The organism is Pseudomonas sp. SIMBA_067, assembly GCF_046534675.1.
Classification (GTDB): domain Bacteria; phylum Pseudomonadota; class Gammaproteobacteria; order Pseudomonadales; family Pseudomonadaceae; genus Aquipseudomonas; species Aquipseudomonas putida.
On sequence record NZ_JAWRYH010000004.1, the window covers coordinates 80072 to 103120 of the forward strand.

The following is a 23049-nucleotide window of genomic DNA, read 5'->3' on the forward strand; positions in this document are numbered from 1 at the left end:
CGATCATGAACATGCCCATTCCTGAAGTGAATACCCGGCACACTGCCAAGGACCAGACCCGCTTCGCCGCGCTGTGGCGCCCGGCGCTGGTGCAGGCGTTTGTAAAACTCGACCCGCGCCAGCTCAAACGCTCGCCGGTGATGCTGGTGGTGGCCCTGACCGCAGTGCTCACCACCGTGCTGTGCTTCGCCCCCGGTAACGGCGTGAGCACGGGTGTTGCCGTGCAAATCGCCCTGTGGCTGTGGTTTACCGTGCTGTTCGCCAACTTCGCCGAAGCCCTCGCCGAAGGCCGTGGCAAGGCCCGCGCCGACAGCCTCAAGGCCGGTAGCCAAGGCCTGACTGCCCAGCGTCGCCAGCGTGATGGCAGTTACGAGACGGTTGCTGCCAGCGCGCTGCGCAAGGACGACGTGGTGCGCGTGGTAGCGGGCGAGATGATCCCCGGTGACGGCGAGGTGCTTGAAGGTATCGCGGCGGTCAACGAGGCCGCCATTACCGGCGAGTCTGCACCGGTGATCCGTGAGTCCGGCGGCGACCGCTCGGCGGTCACCGGCAACACCCGGCTGGTCTCCGACTGGCTGCTGATCCGCATTACCAGCAACCCGGGCGAGTCGACCCTGGACCGCATGATTGCCCTGGTCGAAGGTGCCAAGCGACAGAAGACCCCCAACGAGATCGCCCTCGACATCCTGCTGATCGGCCTGACCCTGATCTTCCTGATCGTGGTGGTGACCTTGCAGCCGTTCGCCCACTTCGTGGGGGGCAGCCTGCCGCTGATTTTCCTGGCTGCGTTGCTGGTGACGCTGATTCCCACCACCATCGGCGGGCTGCTGTCGGCCATCGGCATCGCCGGCATGGACCGGCTGGTGCGGCTGAACGTCATTGCCCGTTCGGGCCGTGCAGTGGAAGCCGCCGGTGACGTGCATACGCTGATGCTCGACAAGACCGGTACGATCACCTTCGGCAACCGCCGCTGCAGCGCGCTGCATGCAGCACCAGGCATCGCTGCCAAGGAACTGGGGGAGGGCGCCTTGCTGGCCTCGCTGGCTGACGATACCGCCGAGGGCAAGTCGGTTGTCGAGTACCTGCGCCAGTTGCACGACTTCGTCGAGCCTCCCGCCGGTCAGTTCGAAGCCGTGGCCTTCAGCGCCGAAACGCGCCTGTCGGGCATCGACTACCAGCAGCACCGCTACCGCAAGGGCGCGGTAGATGCCGTGCTGGCGTTCGTCGGCATGCAACGCCTGGAAATGCCCCCGGCGCTGGCCCGCGAAGTGGAACGTATTGCCCAGAGTGGCGGCACACCGCTGCTGGTGTGTATCGACAAGCGCCTGCTTGGCGTGATCCACCTCAAAGACGTGGTCAAACCCGGCATCCGCGAGCGCTTCGCCGAACTGCGCAAGCTGGGCATCCGCACGGTCATGGTGACCGGCGACAACCCGTTGACTGCCGCTGCCATCGCCGCCGAAGCGGGGGTGGATGACGTACTGGCCGAGGCCACGCCCGAGAAGAAGCTGGCGCGCATTCGCCAGGAACAGAACGACGGTCGCCTGGTGGCCATGTGCGGCGACGGCGCCAACGACGCCCCGGCACTGGCCCAGGCCGACGTGGGCATGGCCATGAACGACGGCACCCAGGCTGCGCGCGAGGCGGCCAACATGGTCGACCTGGACAGCGACCCGACCAAGTTGCTGGATGTAGTACAGGTCGGCAAGGAGTTGCTGGTGACCCGCGGTGCGTTGACCACGTTCTCCATTGCCAACGACGTGGCCAAGTACTTCGCCATCCTGCCGGCACTGTTTGCGGCCATCTACCCGCAGCTGGGCGTACTCAACCTGATGCACCTGGCCAGCCCACAGAGCGCGATCCTGTCGGCCATCGTGTTCAACGCGCTGATCATCATCGTGCTGATCCCGCTGGCGCTGCGTGGTGTGCGGGTGCAGGCGGCCAGTGCGGCGCACCTGTTGCGGCGCAACCTGCTGATCTACGGGCTGGGCGGCATTGTGGTGCCGTTTGCCGGGATCAAGCTGATCGACCTGCTGCTCAATGCCCTGAACCTGGTCTGAGGAGGCCGCCATGAATGCTTATGTACGCCCGGCGTTGAGCCTGGCCCTGTTGATGACGCTGGTGACCGGCGCACTGTATCCGCTGGCAGTGACCGGCATCGCCCAGGTTGTTTTTCCGGACCAGGCCAATGGCAGCCTGGTGCGGGATGACCAGGGCCAGGTGCGCGGTTCGGCACTGATCGCCCAGGAATTCAAGGGTGATGGCTGGTTCCATGCACGGCCGTCGGCAGGCGCTTACGCCACGGTGGCCAGCGGTGCCAGCAACCTTTCGCCAAGCAACCCGGCGCTGGCCGAGCGGGTCAAGGGGGAGGCGGCTGCGCTGTATCAGGTGCAGCAGGGGCCGGTGCCGCAGGCGTTGCTGACCACCTCGGGCAGCGGCCTCGACCCACACCTGCCACCGGAGGGCGTTGCCTATCAGATCCCACGTGTGGCGGCGGCGCGGAAACTGCCGGTGGAGCGCTTGCAAGCCTTGCAGGAAGAGGCCACCCTCCACCCATTGATCGGCCCACCGGTGGTCAATGTACTGGCGTTGAACAAGGCGCTTGAGCAATTGAGCCACTGATATTGGGGCCGCTTTGCGGCCCTTCGCGGGCTTGCCAAGCAGGCCCGGTGTTGGTCGACTGTCGCAAATCCTGAAGGATGAAACATGAGTGATTCCGCCCGCGCAGATGCGCTGTTGGCTAACCTACCGCGCACCGGCCGGGGTCGGCTGAAGGTGTTCCTTGGCGCCGCCCCCGGCGTCGGCAAGACCTTCGCCATGCTGCAGGCCGCCCACGGCCAGCAACGTCAGGGTGTGCAGGTATTGGCCGGGGTGGTGGAAACCCACGGCCGTGCTGAAACCGAAGCGCTGCTCGCCGGCCTTCAGCAGCAGCCGTTGCTGCGCAGCCAGTACCGTGGTGTCACCCTGGAGGAAATGGACCTCGACGGCCTGCTCAAGGCTGCGCCGGCCTTGGCTCTGGTCGACGAACTGGCCCACACCAACGCCCCCGGCAGCCGCCACGCCAAGCGCTGGCAGGACGTGCAAGAGCTGCTGGCCGCCGGCATCGACGTGTACACCACGGTCAACGTCCAGCACCTGGAAAGCCTCAACGACAAGGTGCGCGACATCACTGGCGTACAAGTGCGTGAAACCCTGCCGGACTGGGTACTGCAGGAAGCCTTCGAACTGGTGCTGATCGACCTGCCACCCCGCGAACTGCTCGAACGCCTGCGTGAAGGCAAGGTTTACGTGCCCGAGCAGGCGCGGGCGGCCATCGATGCTTACTTCTCGCAAACCAACCTCACCGCCTTGCGCGAACTGGCCATGCAAACTGCCGCCGCGCAGGTCGATGCCGACCTCGCCGACGGCTATCGCCAGCGTGGCCAAGAGGCCCCGGCCTTGCGCGGGCGGCTTCTGGTAGGCGTGGACGGCGACGACCAGGCCGAACGCTTGGTGCGCCATGCCAGCCGCGTGGCGCAACGCCGCCACCTGCCCTGGAGCCTGGTGCATGTGGACAACGGCCGCCTGCGCGACGAAACCGCGCGTCACCGCTTGCAGGCCGCGCAGCAGCTGGCCGAGCGCCTGGGCGGCGAGGTGGTGCTGCTAAGGGCTGGCGAAGTGGCGCGCACGTTGATCCAGCATGCCGCCGAACGGCGGGCCAGCCTGGTGCTGGTGGGGCAGTCCCGTGACCGCCTGCGTCGTCGCCTGTTCGGTGCCGGTGTGGCTGCGCGGCTGCTGCGCGAAAGCCATGGGCTGGAAATCAACGTGCTGGACCGCGACGTGCAGCCGCACGCACCGCGGTCGGCGGTGCGGCGGGTGTGGGTGTGGCGCCACTACCTGCTGGCGCTTCTGGCCACGGTCATGGCGGCGGGGCTGGCCTGGGCGGTGTCGAGTGTGCTGGCGCTGCCCAACATCTCGCTGGTGTTTCTGGCTGCGGTGTTGCTGGTGGCGGTGCGCAGCAGCCTGGGGCCTGCGCTGGCCTGCGCCGCGCTATCGTTCCTGACTTACGATTTTCTGTTTATTCCACCCAATTTCTCGTTCAGCATCCAGCGCGAAGAAGACGTGCTGACCCTGGTGTTCTTCCTGCTGATGGCCGCGCTTACCGGCAACCTGGCGGCACGCCAGCGCCGCCAGTTGCAGGCGCTGCGCGAAACTCAGGCGCAGACCAGCCAGCTGCTCGACCTGTCGCGCCGGCTGACCGTGGCCACCGACCGCCAAGCCGTGTTCAATGCCGCCGGCCAGCATCTGGACGGCTGGCAAGACATGCAGGTGTGCCTGCTGGAGCGCAACGCCGAAGGCCAGCTGCAGGTGGCCAGCGGCGAAGCCCAAGCCTTCAGCGACACCGAACGGGCTGCCGCCGATTGGGCCTGGCAGCACGGCCAGGCTGCCGGCCACGGCAGCGACACCCTGCCCAACGGCCGTTGGTGGTGGTGGCCGCTGGCGGTGGACGAGCAGCCGCTGGCGCTGCTGGGTGTGCGCCCGCGCAACGGGCAGCCGCTCAACGACCCACGCCGGCGCCTGCTCACGGCCCTTGGCCAGCCACTGGCTCAGGCCCTGGCCCGCGCACGTTTGGCCGAACAACTGGAGGCCGCGCGCCTGCACGGCGAAACCGAGCAGCTGCGCAGCGCTTTGCTGGCCTCCGTGTCCCACGACCTGCGCACGCCGTTGACTGCCATGCGCGGCAGCATCGACAGCCTGCTGGCGCTGGGCGAAGCGATACCGGCCGAGGACCGCCGCGAGTTGCTGGAGGGCACCCGCAACGAGGCCGAACGCCTGGACCGCTATATCCAGAACCTGCTGGACATGACCCGCCTGGGCCACGGCGGCCTCAAGCTGGCCCGCGACTGGGTAGCCCCGGCCGACATCGTCGGCAGTGCGCTCAACCGCCTGCGCGTTGTGCTGGCGCCGCTGCGGGTGCACACCGATGTGCCGGCCGAGCTGCCGTTGCTGTTCGTGCATGCGGCGCTGATCGAACAGGCGCTGGTCAACGTGCTGGAAAACGCCGCACGCTTTTCCCCGGCCAATGGCCGGCTTGAGCTGCAGGTGGCCGTGCATGATGACCAGTTGCGCCTTACCGTCAACGACCAGGGCCCCGGCATTCCGGTCGCCGACCGCGAGAAGATCTTCGACATGTTCTATACCGCAGCCCGTGGTGACCGCGGCGGGCAGGGCACAGGCCTGGGCCTGGCAATCTGCCAGGGCATGATCGGCGCCCATGGCGGGCAGATTCTGGTGGGCGAAGGCATCGATGGCCAGGGCACCGGCATCACTCTATGCTTGCCGCTACCCCCTCAACCTGAAGCCGAAAGCGAAACGCCATGAGCCAGTCCGCCACCCTGTTGGTCATCGACGATGAACCGCAGATCCGCAAGTTCCTGCGCATCAGCCTGGCCTCGCAGGGCTACAAGGTGCTCGAAGCCGCTACCGGCCAGGAAGGGCTGGCCCAGGCTGCACTGGGCAAGCCGGACCTGGTGGTGCTCGACCTGGGGCTGCCGGACATGGACGGCCAGCAGGTGCTGCGTGAGCTGCGCGAATGGAGCGCGGTGCCGGTGATGGTGCTGTCGGTGCGCGCCAGTGAGGTGCAGAAGGTGGATGCGCTGGATGGCGGGGCCAACGATTACGTGACCAAGCCGTTTGGCATCCAGGAATTTCTGGCACGGGTGCGGGCCTTGCTACGCCAGGTGCCCCAGGCCGGGGGCTTGGAAGTGGCAGCCAGCTTTGGGCCGCTGACCGTGGATTTTGCCTTTCGCCGGGTGACCCTGGACGGTGTGGAGGTGGCGTTGACGCGCAAGGAGTACGCCTTGCTGGCGCTATTGGCCGGGCACCCAGGGCGAGTGATTACCCAGCAGCAACTGCTCAAGGATGTCTGGGGGCCTACCCATGTGGAGAATACCCACTACCTGCGGATCGTGGTGGGGCATCTGCGGCAAAAGCTGGGCGATGACCCCACGGCGCCACGGTTCATCATCACCGAGGCAGGGGTGGGGTACAGGTTGGTGGCGCCGACCACATAATCCCTGTGGGAGCGGGCGTGCCCGTGAAGAATCAGCGCTATGCATGGCACCGGCTGCGCCGGTGTTCGCGGGCATGCCCGCTCCCACATTGACCGCATCGCCCTCAAGTCATGCGCAGTACCTGCGGGTGCCGGCTTGCCTAAGGGCCAGAGTAGGTTCAGGGCGCTGTTCTCGACTCCAGATCCATTTCCGTGGGCCACACTACTCGGGGTGCCAGGCGCAGGGCGAACTCACACCAGAGTACATCGTTGTGGTCCTTGGGCTCACCGGGTGGGGGCAGTGCCGAAGGGCCTTCCTGCATATAGGTGCAGATGTAGGCCCAGGCGTGCTGGTCGGCGCCCATGGTACTCAAGTGAAAACGGTCGATGACGTTGTTCGTACCGGGCGCGACGATGGAGAGCATGACACCCCATTTGAAAATGACCCCACCGTTTGGCAGGGCGCCGGTTTGTGACCAGCGCTCGGCGCGGACTTGGGACCAGTCGTAACTGACGGGCACGACTTTGCCTTTGTCGAAAGGGTTCCACCATTGACGCTTGAAGTTGTAGGCGTAAATTTTTTTGCGGACCCGGTTGAAACGGATGGGCAGGTCTCGGGGAGCTGCCAGATCCGCCCGGAACAGAATGATGATGCTCCATGAGAATAGTGAGTACATACCAACGAGTAGGAGTATGCTCTCAATGTCTGTTGGGTCCGTATGGAGGATCATCCAAGGAAGATCAACCAAGATCGAAATCAGATAGATTAATGTCAGTGCCGAAACGACACCACGCCATGCCATTGCTGAACGAGAGATTTCGAGGTAAATATCATCTTGATGGTTTGGCGCGTGAGTGCCCAGGTGCGGTTCCAGAATCGGTGCATCGAAAGGCGACGGCAAGTCTTCTTTCCATCCGGGGCAGGGGGGGATCAGTACTGGACCGCTCATTGACTGCCGCCGGTGCTGGAGCGGATATTATTTTCCTTGAGAACGATTTGAGCGCATGCGGATTGGTCATGTCTATCGGGCCAGTAGCTTAGGGTTAACTCAACGGCCTGGAGAGTGTGGTAGTCGGACAGTGGGAGCGTTCCCTGGATGCTGAGTGTTCCAGTTACTTCATCTAGCTTTATAAGTGGCTGCATAGGGGAAGCCCCTGAGAAGAGGTGCCTGGGTTCTTTATTTTCAGCGTGCAGTGTTAACGGTGACGAACTGTCGGCTGACAAATTAGCTGCTTCGCAGCCTCTAGCTCCGTAATGCAGAATTAGACTCCACTGATAATGCGAGAGGTGCTGATTAAAGTGTGGAATGCGCATGAAGTAGTCGAGGCTGAAACTTGCGGGCACCGCATTTCCGTCGTCAGTAAACATCGTGGATGCAACTTCTCGGTGAATGGCGTGGTTTATATCGAATTGGATCTGGATCGAGACCTCCGCATGCAAACCGATGATGGCCGCATTGAGGGCTCCAATGGCCGCGTCCATATCAGTTTCGGTTACCCATTGGCGACGTGATTGAGGTAGTCCCCACCTAGCATTTCTGGCCCAAAGCTCCGTTGGTGATGATTCTTTCCGCTTGGCCGAAGTTGCGAGCAGATAGGCTGCCATGCCCAACGTCATGCTTAGGCCTATTGGGCCAAGCAAAGCGCTATATCCAAAAGCGGCCCAGACTCCAAATGCTGCGGCCCCAAATGAACTGGCACTTGCGAGCTGGTACAACTGAGTCGCAGCGTTATCTCCTGTCTTCTTGGATCTCAGGCTTGCAAACCTGTATTGAGCCCCATCCATGACGCCAGCAATCGCCGCAATGCCGGCCCCAAATCTGGCCATACCGGTACCCAGGGAGGTCGTTGTCACTGTTCCTGGCCACGGAATCTGCGGGCGTATCTTCGCAACGAGAAGCCCTGCCGCTTCTACACTAGTACCCAGTAAACCAAGCGAAGAAGACCAGATTGCCGCAAGCGCCTCCGGGTTGTGCTGATGCGTTTCCTGCAACGTTCGATAGTTGTTGCGCAGGCTGTCCTGATGGAACCATAGGCCCCCCAGGGCAAACAGCAGTTGGACACTTGCACCACTGGCTAATCCATCCCGCAAGCTGCGCATGGCATCGCTAGCCACGCTTTGCGCGGCCATCGAGCTGACTTTCAATCCATCAGTAACCTGTGCACGCAGCGTACCCGTACCAATCACCACACTCCTTACCAGGTCCCCGACGCCACCGGCCGCACCTTCCCGTAATTGCACCAACCGAACCTGCAAACTCTCGGCACTTTCAAACGCCCAGAGCACCACCTCGATCATCTGGTTACGGTTGCCCGCTGCCGCAATGTTGATCGCGCCACTGAGCACCATGGCGCGTACCTTGCGGCCCAAGGGATCACGGAATTGCTTGTCTACCTGCTGCAGAAACGCATCGGTCCGTGCCTGCACCGCTTCATTAAGCAGGCTCATGTATTCGCCCACTGTCAGCGACACGCGCAGCGGCGTCACCTGCTGCCCGGCGAACAGCGCAAATGCCGAACGATGTACGTGGCCGATCAGCGTCCTGGAACGTTCACTGATGTGCTGGCTGAGTGCATTCCCAGCGCTGTTGGTCGCGGCCAGCAACTGGCCAACGGCATCCTGTATCGGCTTGATCATCAACAGCTGGCCATCGGCGGTGCCGGCGATACTTTTGATGATGTCGTACACCTTGCCGAAGTCATCCCCGGACAGCCCGCTGGCCACCTGCTGCATCAGCTTCTGGTTCTTGGCCAGCAACGCTTGGTAAAGCAGGCTACGGTCGTCTTCCAGAAGCTGCTGCCAGATATGCTGGGTCATCCCGAGCGGCTGGCCTTGCGCGGGTAGCGCTTCAGTGGGCCCGCCGGCCAGACAGGCCGCCATCATCTGTATGAAGTGCTCCACCGAAACAGGGTCTTTCGCGTCGTAGTCGAAGTAGCCGATCTGCTGAAACGCACGTTTGGCGTAGTGGTGCGCGTACAGCTTGCCTACCTGGTCGACCATCGACTGCCAGTTTTTCAGCTCGCGGTCGTAATCCGCCTGGAAGTCGGCACGGGCGCGCTCGTCGTAACGCTCTTCCAGCCGCTTGCGGGCCCCCTCTTGCCTGCGCGCGATGTCGCGTTCGCTCTGTGCTTGCAGGTCCACCGGAGGAAAGTGTGTTTTGATCCCTAACGGGCTTTTGTTCCACTGCTGAACCCGCCGGGCCTCGCGCTGTGCGTCCGCGGCCCCCAGAGCAGCAGCGGTGGCGGCATGCAGTTCGCGGATGCCCAGTAACGCTTGCGAGGTGAAATACTCGAAGTGGCGCTGGGGTTGGGCACGCCACTCCTGCATGGCCTGCACCCAGCCCGTGCGCTGCGCGTTGAGCTCCATCACCATCCCGACCGGGTCGGGCAGGGTCAGCGCCAGCACGCCGTTGGGTAGCTGTTCCTGCTGGATGACCTTGCGCACATGGTTGCGGGTTTGATCCCCGCGGCCCAGGCGGCTGTAAAAGCCATGAACGCTGGTAAACCTGGCAGAAGAAAACGTAGAGAACTCCAGCACATTTTCCATGCCGAAGCGGAAACTGTCGGTCATGGCAATGCCGATGCTGGCAGGGTTGTTGCGCGCGGTCTCCAGGTCTACCTCGACGAAGCGGGCGAGGGTGCCCGGATCACCGTCGGCAATACCTTTGCGATAACGGTCGAGTACGGCAAGGGGCCAGGGATCGTTGGCGAAGGCGACCCAGGCTTTGCGGTAGAGCGAGGTGTTGATGTTGATGAATGAGGCGATCACAGCGTGGCCTTCGGTGGCGCATACCTTGGGCAATGACTTGGGCGGCCCCAAGGGCATCTGCGACACAGGGAAACGCTGCAAGGTGCCTTCTGCCGCCACCTCGTAGGCCTGCCAGATTTCCTGGTCGAGCAGCACGTAGACATAACCCTGGCGCAGCAGGCGCAATTGGTCGGTGTGCATTGGGTGGAAGGTGATTTCGCTGTCGTCCGCCAGGCGATAGGGGCGCCCTGTATCAGGGCGAGGGGCGTAGGCCTCGCGCAGCAGCATGATCGGCAGGCCGGAGCGTTCGCAGGCATTGCAGCTGCCGTATGTGTTGGGTATCTCTTCCTGCATGGCAATGTGGACGGCTTTGCTGGTGCTCATGAATAACTCCTTGCCTGCGGCAGGGCGGCCACGATGTGCGACCAGGCGCGGTCGTCGTAGCAGGCGAAACGCGATGCCAGGCGTTGTATGCCGGCCGCTGCCTGTGCCACGTCGTGCTGGATGGTGGGATGTTGAAGGAGCAATGGGTGGACCATGACCATGTGCAGGCACATGCACTGGATATCGGCACGGTCGCGAAGGCCCTGCCTGAAGGCCTTGAGGAGCAGATTCATGGCATGAACGGGCGCGTTTTCGGGCAGGGCTGATGGGCCTGTGAATTGCCAGGGGGCGCCGGTTTGCTGCACGGCATTCAGGCGACGCCAGGCGCCGAGCAGTTGAATGATCTGCGGCGCGAGGTGCTGGGTAGCCCTTGCCGCATCAGGGACGACCAGCTCGCCAGCCGGCGGTTGCCGTTCGAACACCGCGCAACTGCCACAGCCATCGGGGTGCAGCCAGCTACGAATGGGCCCAAGGACTTGGGCCGCGTTGCGCATGGTTGCGCGCAGCAACACCAGGCGTACAGGCTCGAACCAGGCGGTGATGCCGTGCGGCGGCGGTTGGTGCAGCACATGGCATTGCTGGCTGATGTGTCGGGCGATGAGGTCGGCGGGTTGCTCGCTGACTAGCCAGCCACACACATAGTGCCAGGTGGCCGTTGCCTCACGTGCGGCGCAGGTCGCGCTGAGTGCAGCAAGGGCTGTGGGCGCTGCACCGGGTTTGGCAAGCTGCACCAGGGCTGGCCAGTATTGAGGGTCCTGGACTAGCCCGCGGCTATCGACGCGCACTACCGCATCGTCACCCAGCGTCTCGGTGAGCGATGCAATGCTTAACGGGTGCTCGGGCGTGCACCCCGCAAACGGGTCCAGTAGAAGATACAGGGCCTCTTCTGGTTGGCGCAGCTGGGTCGCGAAGCGATCGACCCACTGCAGGTAGCCCTGCGCGGACTGGCTCGACATGAGAAGTTCCTTTGTCTTCTTGATGGCGAGCAAAAATCTAACGAGGAATCAATTCTGTAGGGAGTTATCGGCTTCCTAACGTGCTGTAGGACTTTTCGTTTTCGGATGGGGCGGCTCAGGACCTTGGGGATTCTGTTTCAAAGCATTGGCGCATGACCTCCAGGTAACGTCTGGCGCCCAGGCCCAACGGGCGTGACTTGATCCAGATGATGTCCACCCACAGGCGCAGGCGGCTGGCCATGTTGTCAAAGCGCACCTCGGCCAGTGCACCGGATGCAATCAGCGGTTCAACCAGCGGCTGCGGCAGGTAGGCCCAGCCCAGCCCGGACTGCACCAGGTCCAGCGTGGCCAGGTAGCTGTCGGTCAGCCAGATGCGCCGCGACAGCACCATGCGTGGGTCCGACCCGGTGGCCTTGCCCGAGGCCACGATGATCTGCCGTTGTTCGGCAAAGGCCTCTTCAGGCAATGGCGTGCCGCTGTTCTGCCCGGCCGGATGGCGCGGCGAGGCGACGGCCACCAGCAATTGGCTGCCGGCTTCGAGGAATGACTCGCGCTCGTCGATGCCGGGCCGTTCGAACACCAGTGCCAGTTGCACACTGCCGTCATGCAGCAGGCGAATGGCTTCGGTCTGGGTGGCGGAGCGCACCTCGATTTCCAGGCTGGGAAACTCCTGGGCGAGGATCTCCAGTGGCTGGCTCCAGCGGCCGGTCTGCAGCTCGGGCGCCATGGCGATGGTCAGGCGCTTTTCCAGGCCTTTGTGCAATTGCAGGGCCTGGGCATCCAGCAGGTTGAGCTGGCAGATCACCTGCCTGGCCTGGGGCTCCAGCGCCAGCGCGGCGCTGGTGGGCAAGGCTTTGCGTGTGGCCCGGTCGAACAGCGGCATGTCCAGCTCCGCTTCCAGTTGGGCGATTGCCATGCTTACGGCCGAAGGCACACGGCCCAGCTTGCGCGCGGCAGCGGAGAACGAGCCGGCATCCAGCACCGCGAGGAAAATTGCCAGGGAGTCGCTGGAGAAGGCCATGTTCGGTGAACCTGATGTTGGGGCGTTGTGAGCGAATAGTAATGGATGGAATTGCCAAGGGTAGGGCTTGAAGTATTCGGTGTTTGTGAGATCGAGCGCCGCGCGGGCGGCGCTCGATCTGACAGGCGACGAACTTCCAAGGGCGAACGCTCCAGCCTCACCCAGATCCCTACAGCCCTTCGCCCAGCACCCGGTCAATGCAGTCGACAAAGTAGTCCACGCTCGCCCGGGTGGTGCACATCGGTGGCTTGATCTTGAGGATGTTCAGGTAATCGCCGGTCGGCTGCATGAAGATGCCCAGGTCACGCAGGCGATTGCACAGCGTCATGGTTTCTTCGGTGGCCGGCTCCAGGGTTGTGCGGTCGCGCACCAGTTCCAGTCCCAGGTAGAAGCCCGAACCATGTGCCGCGCCCGCCAGCGGGTGCTTGTCGACCAGCGCTTGCAGGCGGGCCTTGAAGTAGCGCCCGGTGTCGCGGGCGTTGTCCCACAGGCCTTCTTCCTGCATTACGTCCAGCACCGCCATGCCGATGCGGCAGCTGACCGGGCTGCCACCGGCCGAGGAGAAGAAGTAACCCTCGGCCTCCAGCGCCTCGGCGATCTCGCGGCGTGTGATGACCACGCCCAGCGGCTGGCCGTTGCCCATGCCCTTGGCCATGGTGATGATGTCGGGCACTACGCCCTGTTCCTCGAAACCCCAGAAGTATTCGCCCAGGCGGCCATAACCCACCTGCACTTCGTCGGCGATGCATACCCCGCCACGGGCGCGGACCTTGGCATAGGCATCGCTCAGGTAGCCGGCCGGCAACGAGATGCCGCCGGCATTACCGTACACCGGCTCGCAGATGATGCCCGCCAGCTGGCGGCCACGGGCATCCAGGTCAGCCAGTTTGGCGTCGACGTCCTGCAGGTAGTCGGCGGCGCTGTCAGCACCGCGGAAACGACCGCGGAAGGTGTTCGGTGCTTCGACCGGGTGTACCCAGGCCGGGCGGGTTTCCAGGGCTTGCGGGTTGTCGGCGATGGACGTGGAGATGGCGTCGGTAGCCACCGACCAGCCGTGGTAGGCCTCCAGCACGCTGAGCAGGTCACGCCCGCCGCTGTAGGCCCAGGCCAGGCGAATCGCCAGGTCGTTGGCTTCGGTGCCGCTGTTGACCATGAACACCCGGTCGAAACCTTCGGGTGCCAGCGCCAGCAGGCGCTCGGAGAACTCGGTGATGGCGGCGTAGTGGAAGCGCGAGTTGGTGTTCAGCAGCGACCACTGCCGCGCCGACTCGGCGACCATGCGCGGGTGGCCATGCCCTAGCACCGCGACGTTGTTGAGCATGTCCAGGTACGAACGGCCCTGCATGTCGATCAGGTAGTTGCGCCAGCCGCGTTCGATGTGTGGCGGCTGCGCGTAGTAGTGCTTCTGCGAACGGGCGAAGCTGGCGTCGCGGCGGGCCAGCAGGGCCTGCGGATCGGGTAGCGGCTCGGCTTCGCAATCGAAGCCCAGCAGCGCGGATGGCGACGGGCACAGGGCCAGCCAGGCGGCAGCGTGTGACGGGGTGGCGAAGAATGGCGGCTGCATGCCGCTGTCCAGGCACAACTGCACGCTGAGGAAACCACAGCTGCTGCCCAGGGACTGGCCTTTTTCCATGGCCTGGCCGTCTGCTGGTGCGTTTTCCAGGCCCTGCAGCCACAAAGCCCAGTGTGCGGTGCGCAGGCAGCCACGGCCGTCGCCATGGCGCTGCCAGGTGCCGGGTGCTGGCGCTTGCACGAGGGTACCGTTGGGCAGGTGCAGCTCAACGCCGAGGGCGCAGGTGGCGGGCTCTTCGGGGCGGTCGATGTGGGTTTGCGACAGGCGATATTGCCCGTGCAGGCTGCAGGCCGGAGCGGCTTGCGAAGCCAGCAGACGCTGGTCGAAACCGGGCTGCTCCCAGTTGCCGGCCTCGCAGTGTGTGCTGAGTACTCCCAGGTCCACCCGTGTTACGGCCTGCCCGGCCAGCTCGGGGAGCAGGGGTGCGCAACCGTTGAAGTCCGGCGCCTTGGGTTGCAGGCCCGCAGCCTGCAGGATGGCCGCCTCCATCAGGGCGATGGGCACGGCGGTGGCAGTGTCGAAAATTTCCCATTCGTGGGCAATGTTGTCGCGGGTGTACTGGTTGCCCGGGTCGACGGCGAGCTGCTTTTCACTGCTCAGCACCAGTACGGCAGCGCGGTTCAGCACCAATGGCCACAGCGCGCGCAGTTCGGCCTCGGTCAACGGGTTGAGCGCCTGGTAGGCCCGCACGGCTGGCAGGATGCGCAGTGGGTCGCCCTCGGCGTGGTGCAACAGCGCAGCGCAGGTTACCGACAGATCGGCGATGCGCCAGGTGCGCAGCAGGTCGCCGAAATCGATCACGCCTTGCAGTTGCCACTGGCGCTGGGCATCACGGGCCCACACGGTGTTGTCGTCGGTGATGTCCAGGTGCACGGCCTGACTCGGCAAGTGATCAACCAACGGCATCAGGCGCTCTCGGGCCTGGCGGGTGGCGTGTTCGATGCGGGCGCGCTGCCCGCTGTCCTGCAGTACCGGCAGCAGATGATCGATCAACGCCTGGGCATGCTGCGGGTCCCATTGCAGGGTGCGCGCAAGGCCTGGGTGGTCGAAATCGGCCAGGGCCTTGTCCAGCTTCGCACAGAGCCCGCCCAGCTCAGCCATCAGGTGTGGCTCCATGTGCTTGAGACGGGTCAGCGGCTGGCCTTCGATGTAATCGAGCAGCCGCAGGCGCAGTGGTTGTTCGTCGATGTCCAGTTCCAGCAACCCCATGCCGTCGTGGGCCAAGCGTACGGCGGGTACCGGCAAACCCTGCTCGCGCAGGAAGGCCAAGGCGGCGTGCTGCGCTTCAAGTTCCAGTTGGGCATAGCTGCCGTGGCAGGCCTTCAGCACATAGCCACCCTGGGGCGTGGTCACGCGAAAGTTCAGGTCTTGCTGGCTGCCCAGTACCGAAAGGTTGCCGGCAACGCCGTAGTGGGCCTGAAGCACGGCGTGGGCATGGGTTTCGCTCAGCGTTGGGCTGGGCCGGCCGGAGCGCTGTATCAGCGTGGCCAGGGCAGGGGAAGCGGGCGGGTGTTGTGGGCTGGACATGGCTCTACCGGTGGTACTTGGGGTTGACAGTGAAGAATTTATGCCCGAATCGATTGATGATGGAAGACGATTGTTGTCAGAAAAATTGATAACTAGGCTGAGTTATAGAAAATCAATGGGGGGCCGCTTTGCGGCCCTATCGCGACACAAGGCCGCTCCCACAAAGACCGCGCAGCAGTCTCAGTGCTTCCTGTGGGAGCGGGCGCGCCCACGAAGGGGCCGGCCTTTGCAGCACGTTGATCAGCCATAGGGCGAAGTTCTGGGCTCAGCGGGCATCTGTACCTGGAGCAATGCCGACTCAAGCAAAACCCGCAGCGCCTCCAGCTCATGCATCGAGGTCATCACCAGGATCGAAGCCGGGGATTTTGGCCGAAGCAGCAGCCCCCCAAAGCTAACTAACGGCATTCACCTCTAAAAACGCCGCCTCCAGCAACTGCCGGGTATACGGATGCTGCGGCGCATGGAAGATCGCCTGCGCATCCCCTTGCTCCACCACTTGGCCATGCTTGATCACCATCAACTGGTGACTCAGCGCCTTGACCACCGCCAGGTCATGGCTGATGAACAGGTATGTCAGGTTGTACTTCTGCTGCAGGTTACGCAGCAATTCCACCACTTGCCGCTGGACAGTGCGGTCCAACGCGGACGTGGGTTCGTCCAGCAGAATCAGTGCGGGCTTCAGCACCAGCGCCCGGGCAATGGCGATGCGCTGGCGTTGCCCGCCGGAAAACTCATGGGGGTAGCGATGGCGCGTGCGCGGGTCCAGGCCTACTTCCTCCAGGGCCGCAATAATCGCCGCTTCCTGTTCCTGCGCGGTGCCAATGCCGTGAATGCGCAGCCCTTCACCCACAATGTCCGCCACGCACATGCGCGGGCTCAGGCTGCCAAACGGGTCCTGGAACACCACCTGCATTTCCCGCCGCAGCGGCCGTACGGCCTTCTGGTTCAGCCCTTGCAGGTTCTGCCCATGGAAGCGGATGCCGCCCTGGCTGGAAATCAGCCGCAGGATCGCCAGGCCGAGCGTCGACTTGCCCGACCCGGATTCCCCGACAATCCCCAGCGTCTGCCCTTGCGGCAAGCTGAAGTTGACCCCGTCCACGGCCTTTACATGGTCAACCGTGCGCCGCAGCAGCCCCTTCTTGATCGGGAACCACACCTTGAGGTCATCCACTTCCAGTAGCGGCGCGCCCACCGGGTTGTGCGCCGGCAGCCCGCTGGGCTCGGCATTTATGAGCATTTGGGTGTAGTGGTGCTGTGGCGAGCTGAACAGCGTGGCGCATTCGGCTTGCTCTACAATTTGCCCGCGCTGCATCACGCACACGCGGTGGGCGATGCGACGCACCAGGTTCAGGTCATGGCTGATCAGCAGCAGCGCCATGCCCAAGCGCGCCTGCAGTTCCTTGAGCAGGTCGAGAATCTTCAGCTGCACGGTCACGTCCAGCGCCGTGGTCGGCTCATCTGCAATCAGCAGTTCCGGCTCGTTGGCCAGTGCCATGGCGATCATTACCCGTTGGCGCTGCCCGCCGGATAGCTCGTGGGGCAGGGCCTTCAAGCGCTTGTGCGGCTCGGGAATGCCGACCAGGTCCAGCAGCTCCAGGGTACGTGCGGTCGCTTCCTTGCCGGTCAGGCCCTTGTGCAGCAGAAGGATTTCGTTGATCTGCTTCTCGATGCAGTGCAGCGGGTTGAGCGAGGTCATCGGCTCCTGGAAGATCATCGCAATGCGGTTGCCGCGAATGCGCTGCAGGGTCTTCTCGTTCTGCTGCAGCAGGTCCTTGCCTTCGTAGCGGATGCTGCCGCTGGGGTGGCGGGCCAGGGGGTAGGGCAGCAGGCGCAGGATCGAGTGCGCGGTGACCGATTTGCCCGAGCCACTTTCGCCCACCAGCGCCAGCGTCTCGCCTTTGCGGATGTCAAAGCTGATGCCATCCACCACCCGGTTGACCTGGTCCCCGGTCACGAACTCCACGGCCAGGTCCCGCACTTCGATCAGGTTCTGTTCACTCATGTCACTTCCTCGGGTCGAAGGCATCGCGGGCGGATTCGCCGATGAACACCAGCAAGCTCAGCATCAGCGCCAGTACGGCAAAGGCGCTGATGCCCAGCCACGGCGCTTGCAGGTTGGACTTGCCCTGCGCCACCAGTTCGCCCAGCGATGGCGAACCGGCGGGCAGGCCGAAACCGAGAAAGTCCAGGGCGGTGAGGGTGCCGATGGCGCCGGTCAGAATGAATGGCATGAAGGTCATGGTCGAGATCATGGCGTTGGGCAAGATGTGCCGGTACATGATGGCGCCGTTGCGCATGCCCAACGCACGGGCGGCGCGCACGTATTCCAGGTTACGCCCACGCAGGAACTCGGCGCGCACCACATCCACCAGGCTCATCCACGAGAACAGCAGCATGATGCCCAGCAGCCACCAGAAGTTGGGCTGCACGAAGCTGGCCAGGATGATCAGCAGGTACAGCACCGGCAGGCCCGACCAGATTTCCAGAAAGCGCTGCCCGGCCAGGTCGACCCAGCCGCCATAGAAGCCTTGCAAGGCGCCGGCGATGACGCCGACGATGGAGCTGGCCACGGTCAGGGTAAGGGCGAAGAGTACCGAAATGCGGAAGCCGTAGATCACCCGCGCCAGCACGTCGCGGCCCTGGTCGTCGGTGCCCAGCCAGTTGTCCGTGGAGGGTGGCGCCGGGGCGGGCACGCGCAGGTCGTAATTGATGCTCTGGTAGCTGAACGGGATTGGCGCCCACAGCACAAAGCTGTCTTTCTTGGCCAGCAGTTCGCGGATGTACGGGCTCTTGTAGTTGGCCTCCAGCGGGAATTCGCCGCCGAAGGTGGTTTCCGGGTAGCGCTTGAACGCCGGGAAGTACCATTCGCCGTCGTAACGCACGGCCACCGGCTTGTCATTGGCGATCAGCTCCGCGCCCAGGCTCAGGCCGAACAGGATCAGGAACAGCCACAGCGACCACCAGCCACGGCGGTTGGCCTTGAAGCGCTCGAAGCGCCGGCGGTTGAGGGGGGACAAGGCCATGTCAGTGCTCCCGGCTGGCGAAGTCGATGCGTGGATCGACCAGGGTGTAGGTCAGGTCGCCGATCAGTTTCACCACCAGCCCCAGCAGGGTGAAGATGAACAGGGTGCCGAAGACCACCGGGTAGTCGCGGTTGATGGCCGCTTCGAAACTCATCAGGCCCAGGCCGTCGAGGCTGAAGATGACCTCGATCAGCAAGGATCCTGTGAAGAAGATGCCGATGAACGCCGACGGGAAGCCGGCTATCACCAGCAGCATGGCGTTGCGGAACACGTGGCCGTACAGCACCCGTGGCCGGCTGAGGCCCTTGGCCTTGGCGGTGACCACATATTGCTTGTTGATCTCGTCGAGGAAGCTGTTCTTGGTCAGCAGGGTCATGGTGGCGAAGTTGCCGATGACCAGCGCGGTGATCGGCAGTACCAGGTGCCAGAAGTAGTCCAGCACCTTGCCGGTGGTGCTCAGCTCGTCGAAGTTGTTGGAGGTGAGGCCACGCAGCGGGAACCAGTCGAAGTAGCTGCCCCCGGCGAACAGCACGATCAACAGGATGGCGAACAGGAACGCCGGGATGGCGTAGCCGACGATGATCGCCGAGCTGGTCCACACGTCGAAGTGGCTGCCGTGGCGCACCGCCTTGGCGATCCCCAGCGGGATCGACACCAGGTACATGATCAGTGTGCTCCACAGCCCCAGCGAGATCGACACCGGCATCTTCTCGACAATCAGGTCGATCACCTTGGCATCGCGGAAGAAGCTGTCGCCGAAGTCCAGCTGGGCGTAGTTCTTGATCATGATCCACAGGCGTTCTGGCGGCGACTTGTCGAAGCCGTACATGCGCTCGATTTCGGCGATCAGCGCCGGGTCCAGGCCCTGGGCGCCGCGGTAGTTGGAACCGGCCACGGAAACCTCGGCGCCGCCACCGGCAATGCGGCTGGTGGCGCCCTCGAAGCCTTCGAGCTTGGCGATCATCTGCTCTACCGGGCCACCGGGGGCGGCCTGGACGATGATGAAGTTGATGACAAGGATACCGAACAGGGTCGGGATGATTAGCAGCAGGCGCCGCAGGATATAGGCCAGCATGTTAGTTGGCCTCGTCCGCAGGGGCGTCGCTCACCGCCGGGGTTACCCCGGGCTTGATCCACCAGGTGTCGATGCCGATGTCGTACTTGGGCGACACTTGCGGGTGGCCGATGTGGTTCCAGTAGGCTACGCGCCAGGTCTTGATATGCCAGTTGGGGATCACGTAGTAGCCCCATAGCAACACGCGGTCGAGGGCGCGGCAGTGGTCGATCAGGCTCTGGCGAGAGTCGGCGTTGATCAGCTCTTCCACCAACTGGTCGATGGCCGGGTCGCGCAGGCCGATGAAGTTGCGGCTGCCGGGGTTGTCGGCGGCGGCACTGGACCAGAATTCGCGCTGCTCGTTGCCCGGCGAGTTGGACTGTGGGTAGCCGCCGACGATCATGTCGTAGTCCCGTGAACGCAGGCGGGTGATGTACTGGGAAACGTCGACCCGGCGGATGCTCAGGTCGATGCCCAGGTCGGCGAGGTTGCGCTTGAACGGCAGCAGAATGCGTTCGAACTCGGTCTGCGCCAGCAGGAACTCGATGCTTACCGGCTTGCCTTGGGCGTCGACCATCTTGTCGTCGACGATTTTCCAGCCGGCTTCCTGCAGCAGCTTGTAGGCCTGGCGCTGCTGCTCGCGGATCATGCCGCTGCCGTCGCTGACAGGGTTCTTGAAGGCCTCGGAGAATACCTGGTCAGGGACTTTGCCACGCAGCGGCTCGAGGATTTTCAGCTCGTTGGGGCTGGGCAGGCCGTGAGCGGCCATTTCCGAGTTGTCGAAGTAGCTGCCGGTGCGGGTGTAGGCACCGTTGAACAGCTGCTTGTTGGTCCACTCATAGTCCAGCAGCAGGCTCAGCGCCTGGCGCACACGCACGTCCTGGAACACCGGGCGGCGGATGTTGAAGATGAAACCCTGCATGCCAGTAGGGTTGCCGTTGGGCAGCTCTTCCTTGATCAGGCGGCCTTCCCGCACGGCGGGCACGTTGTAGGCGGTGGCCCAGTTCTTCGCGCTGACTTCCAGCGCATAGTCGAACGCCCCGGCCTTGAGCGCCTCCAGGGCAACGGTGGTGTCACGGTAAGAGTCGAAGGTCATGGCATCGAAGTTATAGAACCCGCGATTGATCGGCAGGTCCTTGGCCCAATAGTCCTTGACCCGCTCGTAGCGCACCGAGCGCCCGGCCTTGACCTCGGCAACCTTGTACGGGCCGCTGCCCAAGGGGATTTCCAGGTTGCCGCGGTTGAAGTCGCGGTTTGCGTACCAGTGCTTGGGCAGTACGGGCAGCTGGCCGAGAATCAGCGGCAGCTCGCGGTTGCCCTTGTGCTTGAACCTGAACAGCACCTTCAGCGGGTCTTCGGCGACCACTTCGGCGACGTCGGCGTAATACTGGCGGTACAGCGGCGCACCGTCCTTGATCAGGGCATTGAAGGTGAACACCACGTCTTCGGCACGCATCGGGTGGCCGTCGTGGAAGCGGGCTTCGGGGCGCAGGTAGAAACGCACCCAGCTGTTGTCCGGGGCTTTCTCGATCTTGCCGGCCACCAGGCCGTATTCGGTGAACGGCTCGTCCTGGCTCTGGCGCATCAGGGTGTCGTAGATGCTGCCGATGTTCTCGGCCGCGACGCCCTTGTTGATGAACGGGTTGAGGCTGTCGAAGCCGCCGAAGCTGGACTGGCGGAAGGTACCGCCCTTGGGGGCGTCGGGGTTGACGTAGTCGAAGTGCTTGAAATCGGCAGGGTACTTGGGTGGCTCGTCGTACAGAGTGAGCGCGTGCTGCGGTGCGGCCAGGGTGGGAAGGCTCAGGCAGGCGAGCAACAGGCTGCATGCCAGCCGGCGCAGACGGTGCGTTGGCGTCATTGGGCTTTCTCCGAAGTCTTGATCCACCAGCTGTTCAGCCCAAGGGTATAGGGCGGTGTGGTGACGAAGGCGAACCGGTTGCGGTAGGCCAGGCGATGGTTGTCGAGGTACCAGTTGGGGATCATGTAGTACTGCCATGAGAGCACGCGGTCCAGGGCGCGGGCGGCGGCGACCTGGTCGTCGCGGGTGCGTGCGGCAAGCAGGGTGTCGAGCAAGTGGTCGACCACCGGGTCCTTGACCCCAGCATAGTTCTTGCTGCCCTTGGTGGCGGCCTGGCTGGAATGGAAGTACAGCCACTGTTCAAGGCCGGGGCTCAGGGTCTGGTTCAGGGTCATCAGAATCATGTCGAAATCGAACTGGTCCAGACGTTGTTTGTACTGGGCACGGTCCACGGTGCGCAAGCGTGCATCGATGCCGATGCTGGACAGATTTTCGACATAAGGTTGCAGGATGCGTTCAAGGTTGGGGTTTACCAACAGCAGTTCCATGCGCAGTTGCTGGCCCTTGCTGTCGACCAGGCGCTGGCCGTTCAGCTTCCAGCCAGCCTCGGCAAGCAGGCCCAAGGCCTGGCGCAGGGTCTGGCGGCTGATCCCGCGGCCATCTGTGTGGCTGACCTTGTAGGGTTCGCTGTACAGCTTGGCCGGTAACTGGTCACGGAACGGCGCCAGCAACAGCCACTCCTTGCCGGTGGGCAGGCCACTGGCAGCGAACTCGCTGTTGGGGTAGTAACTGGTCGAGCGGCGGTAGGCGCTGCTGAACAGGGCGCGGTTGGTCCACTCGAAGTCGAGCATCAGCCCCAACGCCTGGCGTACCCGCGGGTCGCTGAAGGTGGCCCGACGGCTGTTCATGAACAGGCCCTGGGTTTGCGTGGGGATCTGGTGCGGGATCTGCGCCTTGATCACTTCGCCACGGCGCACGGGCGGGAAGTTGTAGCCGTTGGCCCAGTTCTTCGCCTGGTGCTCGATATAGATGTCGAATTCGCCAGCCTTGAACGCTTCGAAGGCCACCGTGGCGTCGCGGTAGAACTCGTATTCCACGCGCTTGAAGTTGTACTTGCCACGGTTGACCGCCAGGTCCTTGCCCCAGTAGTTCTTGACCCGCTCGAACACCAGGCGGCGCCCGGGTTGTACCTGGGTGATGCGGTAGGGGCCGCTGCCCAAGGGGGGCTCGAAGGTGGTGGCCTTGAAGTCGCGTTTTTGCCAGTAGTGCTTGGGCAGCACCGGCATTTCGCCCAGGCGCAGGATCAGCAGCGGGTTGCCCGCGCGCTTGAACACGAAACGGATGCGCAGCGGGCCGAGGATGTCTACCCGTTGCACTTCCTGCAGGTTGGTGCGGTAGATCGGGTGGCCGTCCTTGAGCAGCGTGCGGTAGGAAAAGGCCACGTCTGCCGAGGTGATCGGCTGGCCGTCGTGCCAGCGGGCTTCCGGGCGCAGGTTGAACACCACCCAGCTGCGGTCCTCGCTGTATTCGACCGAACGGGCGATCAGGCCGTAGCTGGAGGTCGGCTCGTCACCCGACGGGTCGTACTGACCGGTGCCGACCATCAGCGGCTCGTTCAGCTCGCTGATGCCGTACTGCTGGAAATTGGGCGTGGTGACCGGGCTTGACCCCTTGAAGGTGTAGGGGTTGAGGGTATCGAAGGTGCCAAAAGCCATGGCGCGCAAGGTACCGCCCTTGGGCGCTTGCGGGTTGACCCAGTCGAAATGGGTGAATGTGGCTGGGTACTTGAGCGTGCCGAACTGCGCGTATCCGTGGCTTTCGCTCACCATCGCGGCTACGGGGAAGCTCAAGGCCAGGCTGATTGACAGCAGGAGGGGACGTATCAAGTCGGCATCCGATCCAGAGGCGTTGGGCTTTGATCGGGTACAGTAACA

The 23049-nt window shown here is 63.7% G+C and carries 14 protein-coding genes; 4 read left to right on the forward strand and 10 right to left on the reverse strand.

All coding sequences use genetic code 11. The features are described 5' to 3' along the window. The first annotated feature begins 5 nt into the window (after nucleotides 1–5). The 4 genes from kdpB (at nucleotide 6) to SB765_RS10935 (ending at nucleotide 6053) form a co-directional block, all read left to right on the forward strand. On the forward strand, nucleotides 6–2060 hold the full coding sequence (gene kdpB, locus SB765_RS10920) for a potassium-transporting ATPase subunit KdpB (RefSeq protein WP_410910013.1): 2055 nt from the start codon (nucleotides 6–8) through the stop codon (nucleotides 2058–2060). A 10-nt stretch (nucleotides 2061–2070) separates the two neighbouring features. Further along, nucleotides 2071–2622, forward strand: coding sequence for a potassium-transporting ATPase subunit KdpC (kdpC, locus tag SB765_RS10925; protein ID WP_341796319.1), 552 nt, complete (start codon nucleotides 2071–2073; stop codon nucleotides 2620–2622). Nucleotides 2623–2706: 84 nt separating this feature from the next. After that, complete coding sequence (locus SB765_RS10930) at nucleotides 2707–5361, forward strand: DUF4118 domain-containing protein (RefSeq protein ID WP_410931308.1); 2655 nt, start codon at nucleotides 2707–2709, stop codon at nucleotides 5359–5361. Continuing rightward, the gene (locus SB765_RS10935) at nucleotides 5358–6053 is read left to right on the forward strand and encodes a response regulator (protein ID WP_410931309.1); all 696 of its coding nucleotides are present in this window, start codon (nucleotides 5358–5360) and stop codon (nucleotides 6051–6053) included. Before SB765_RS10930 ends, SB765_RS10935 begins: the two co-directional genes overlap by 4 nt. A 157-nt stretch (nucleotides 6054–6210) precedes the next feature. Here SB765_RS10935 and SB765_RS10940 read toward each other — a convergent pair whose 3' ends face one another. The 10 genes from SB765_RS10940 to SB765_RS10985 form a co-directional block, all read right to left on the reverse strand. Continuing rightward, nucleotides 6211–6933: a DUF6708 domain-containing protein gene (locus SB765_RS10940; RefSeq protein WP_410931310.1), complete on the reverse strand. Its 723-nt coding sequence runs from the start codon at nucleotides 6931–6933 to the stop codon at nucleotides 6211–6213. 44 nt (nucleotides 6934–6977) lie between these two features. Then, nucleotides 6978–10163 (reverse strand): T6SS effector BTH_I2691 family protein, encoded by a 3186-nt coding sequence (locus tag SB765_RS10945; RefSeq protein WP_410931311.1) that lies wholly within the window; start codon nucleotides 10161–10163, stop codon nucleotides 6978–6980. Continuing rightward, a complete protein-coding gene (locus tag SB765_RS10950; RefSeq protein WP_341796315.1) occupies nucleotides 10160–11119 on the reverse strand; it encodes a hypothetical protein in 960 nt (319 codons plus the stop codon). The genes SB765_RS10945 and SB765_RS10950 overlap by 4 nt, the downstream gene beginning before the upstream one ends. 115 nt (nucleotides 11120–11234) lie before the next feature. Next, nucleotides 11235–12140, reverse strand: coding sequence for a LysR family transcriptional regulator (locus SB765_RS10955; RefSeq protein ID WP_410931312.1), 906 nt, complete (start codon nucleotides 12138–12140; stop codon nucleotides 11235–11237). A gap of 169 nt (nucleotides 12141–12309) precedes the next feature. Beyond that, nucleotides 12310–15240: an aminotransferase gene (locus tag SB765_RS10960; protein WP_410931313.1), complete on the reverse strand. Its 2931-nt coding sequence runs from the start codon at nucleotides 15238–15240 to the stop codon at nucleotides 12310–12312. Nucleotides 15241–15631: 391 nt separating this feature from the next. Then, nucleotides 15632–17242 (reverse strand): ABC transporter ATP-binding protein, encoded by a 1611-nt coding sequence (locus SB765_RS10965; RefSeq protein ID WP_341796312.1) that lies wholly within the window; start codon nucleotides 17240–17242, stop codon nucleotides 15632–15634. Between the two features lies 1 nt (nucleotide 17243). After that, on the reverse strand, nucleotides 17244–18263 hold the full coding sequence (locus tag SB765_RS10970) for an ABC transporter permease (protein WP_016488246.1): 1020 nt from the start codon (nucleotides 18261–18263) through the stop codon (nucleotides 17244–17246). A gap of 1 nt (nucleotide 18264) precedes the next feature. Next, on the reverse strand, nucleotides 18265–19338 hold the full coding sequence (locus tag SB765_RS10975) for a microcin C ABC transporter permease YejB (RefSeq protein WP_016498730.1): 1074 nt from the start codon (nucleotides 19336–19338) through the stop codon (nucleotides 18265–18267). A gap of 1 nt (nucleotide 19339) precedes the next feature. Then, complete coding sequence (locus SB765_RS10980; RefSeq protein ID WP_410931314.1) at nucleotides 19340–21175, reverse strand: extracellular solute-binding protein; 1836 nt, start codon at nucleotides 21173–21175, stop codon at nucleotides 19340–19342. Next, complete coding sequence (locus tag SB765_RS10985; protein ID WP_410931315.1) at nucleotides 21172–23001, reverse strand: extracellular solute-binding protein; 1830 nt, start codon at nucleotides 22999–23001, stop codon at nucleotides 21172–21174. The genes SB765_RS10980 and SB765_RS10985 overlap by 4 nt, the downstream gene beginning before the upstream one ends. Nucleotides 23002–23049 lie beyond the last annotated feature (48 nt).

Excerpts from the sequence above, each read along its gene's own strand:
- kdpB (WP_410910013.1), top strand. The coding sequence starts at position 6 with ATGAACATGCCCATTCCTGAAGTGAATACCCGGCACACTGCCAAGGAC.
- kdpC (WP_341796319.1), top strand. The coding sequence starts at position 2,071 with ATGAATGCTTATGTACGCCCGGCGTTGAGCCTGGCCCTGTTGATGACG.
- SB765_RS10930 (WP_410931308.1), top strand. The coding sequence starts at position 2,707 with ATGAGTGATTCCGCCCGCGCAGATGCGCTGTTGGCTAACCTACCGCGC.
- SB765_RS10935 (WP_410931309.1), top strand. The coding sequence starts at position 5,358 with ATGAGCCAGTCCGCCACCCTGTTGGTCATCGACGATGAACCGCAGATC.
- SB765_RS10945 (WP_410931311.1), bottom strand. The coding sequence starts at position 10,163 with ATGAGCACCAGCAAAGCCGTCCACATTGCCATGCAGGAAGAGATACCC.
- SB765_RS10950 (WP_341796315.1), bottom strand. The coding sequence starts at position 11,119 with ATGTCGAGCCAGTCCGCGCAGGGCTACCTGCAGTGGGTCGATCGCTTC.
- SB765_RS10955 (WP_410931312.1), bottom strand. The coding sequence starts at position 12,140 with ATGGCCTTCTCCAGCGACTCCCTGGCAATTTTCCTCGCGGTGCTGGAT.
- SB765_RS10960 (WP_410931313.1), bottom strand. The coding sequence starts at position 15,240 with ATGTCCAGCCCACAACACCCGCCCGCTTCCCCTGCCCTGGCCACGCTG.
- SB765_RS10965 (WP_341796312.1), bottom strand. The coding sequence starts at position 17,242 with ATGAGTGAACAGAACCTGATCGAAGTGCGGGACCTGGCCGTGGAGTTC.
- SB765_RS10970 (WP_016488246.1), bottom strand. The coding sequence starts at position 18,263 with ATGGCCTTGTCCCCCCTCAACCGCCGGCGCTTCGAGCGCTTCAAGGCC.
- SB765_RS10975 (WP_016498730.1), bottom strand. The coding sequence starts at position 19,338 with ATGCTGGCCTATATCCTGCGGCGCCTGCTGCTAATCATCCCGACCCTG.
- SB765_RS10980 (WP_410931314.1), bottom strand. The coding sequence starts at position 21,175 with ATGACGCCAACGCACCGTCTGCGCCGGCTGGCATGCAGCCTGTTGCTC.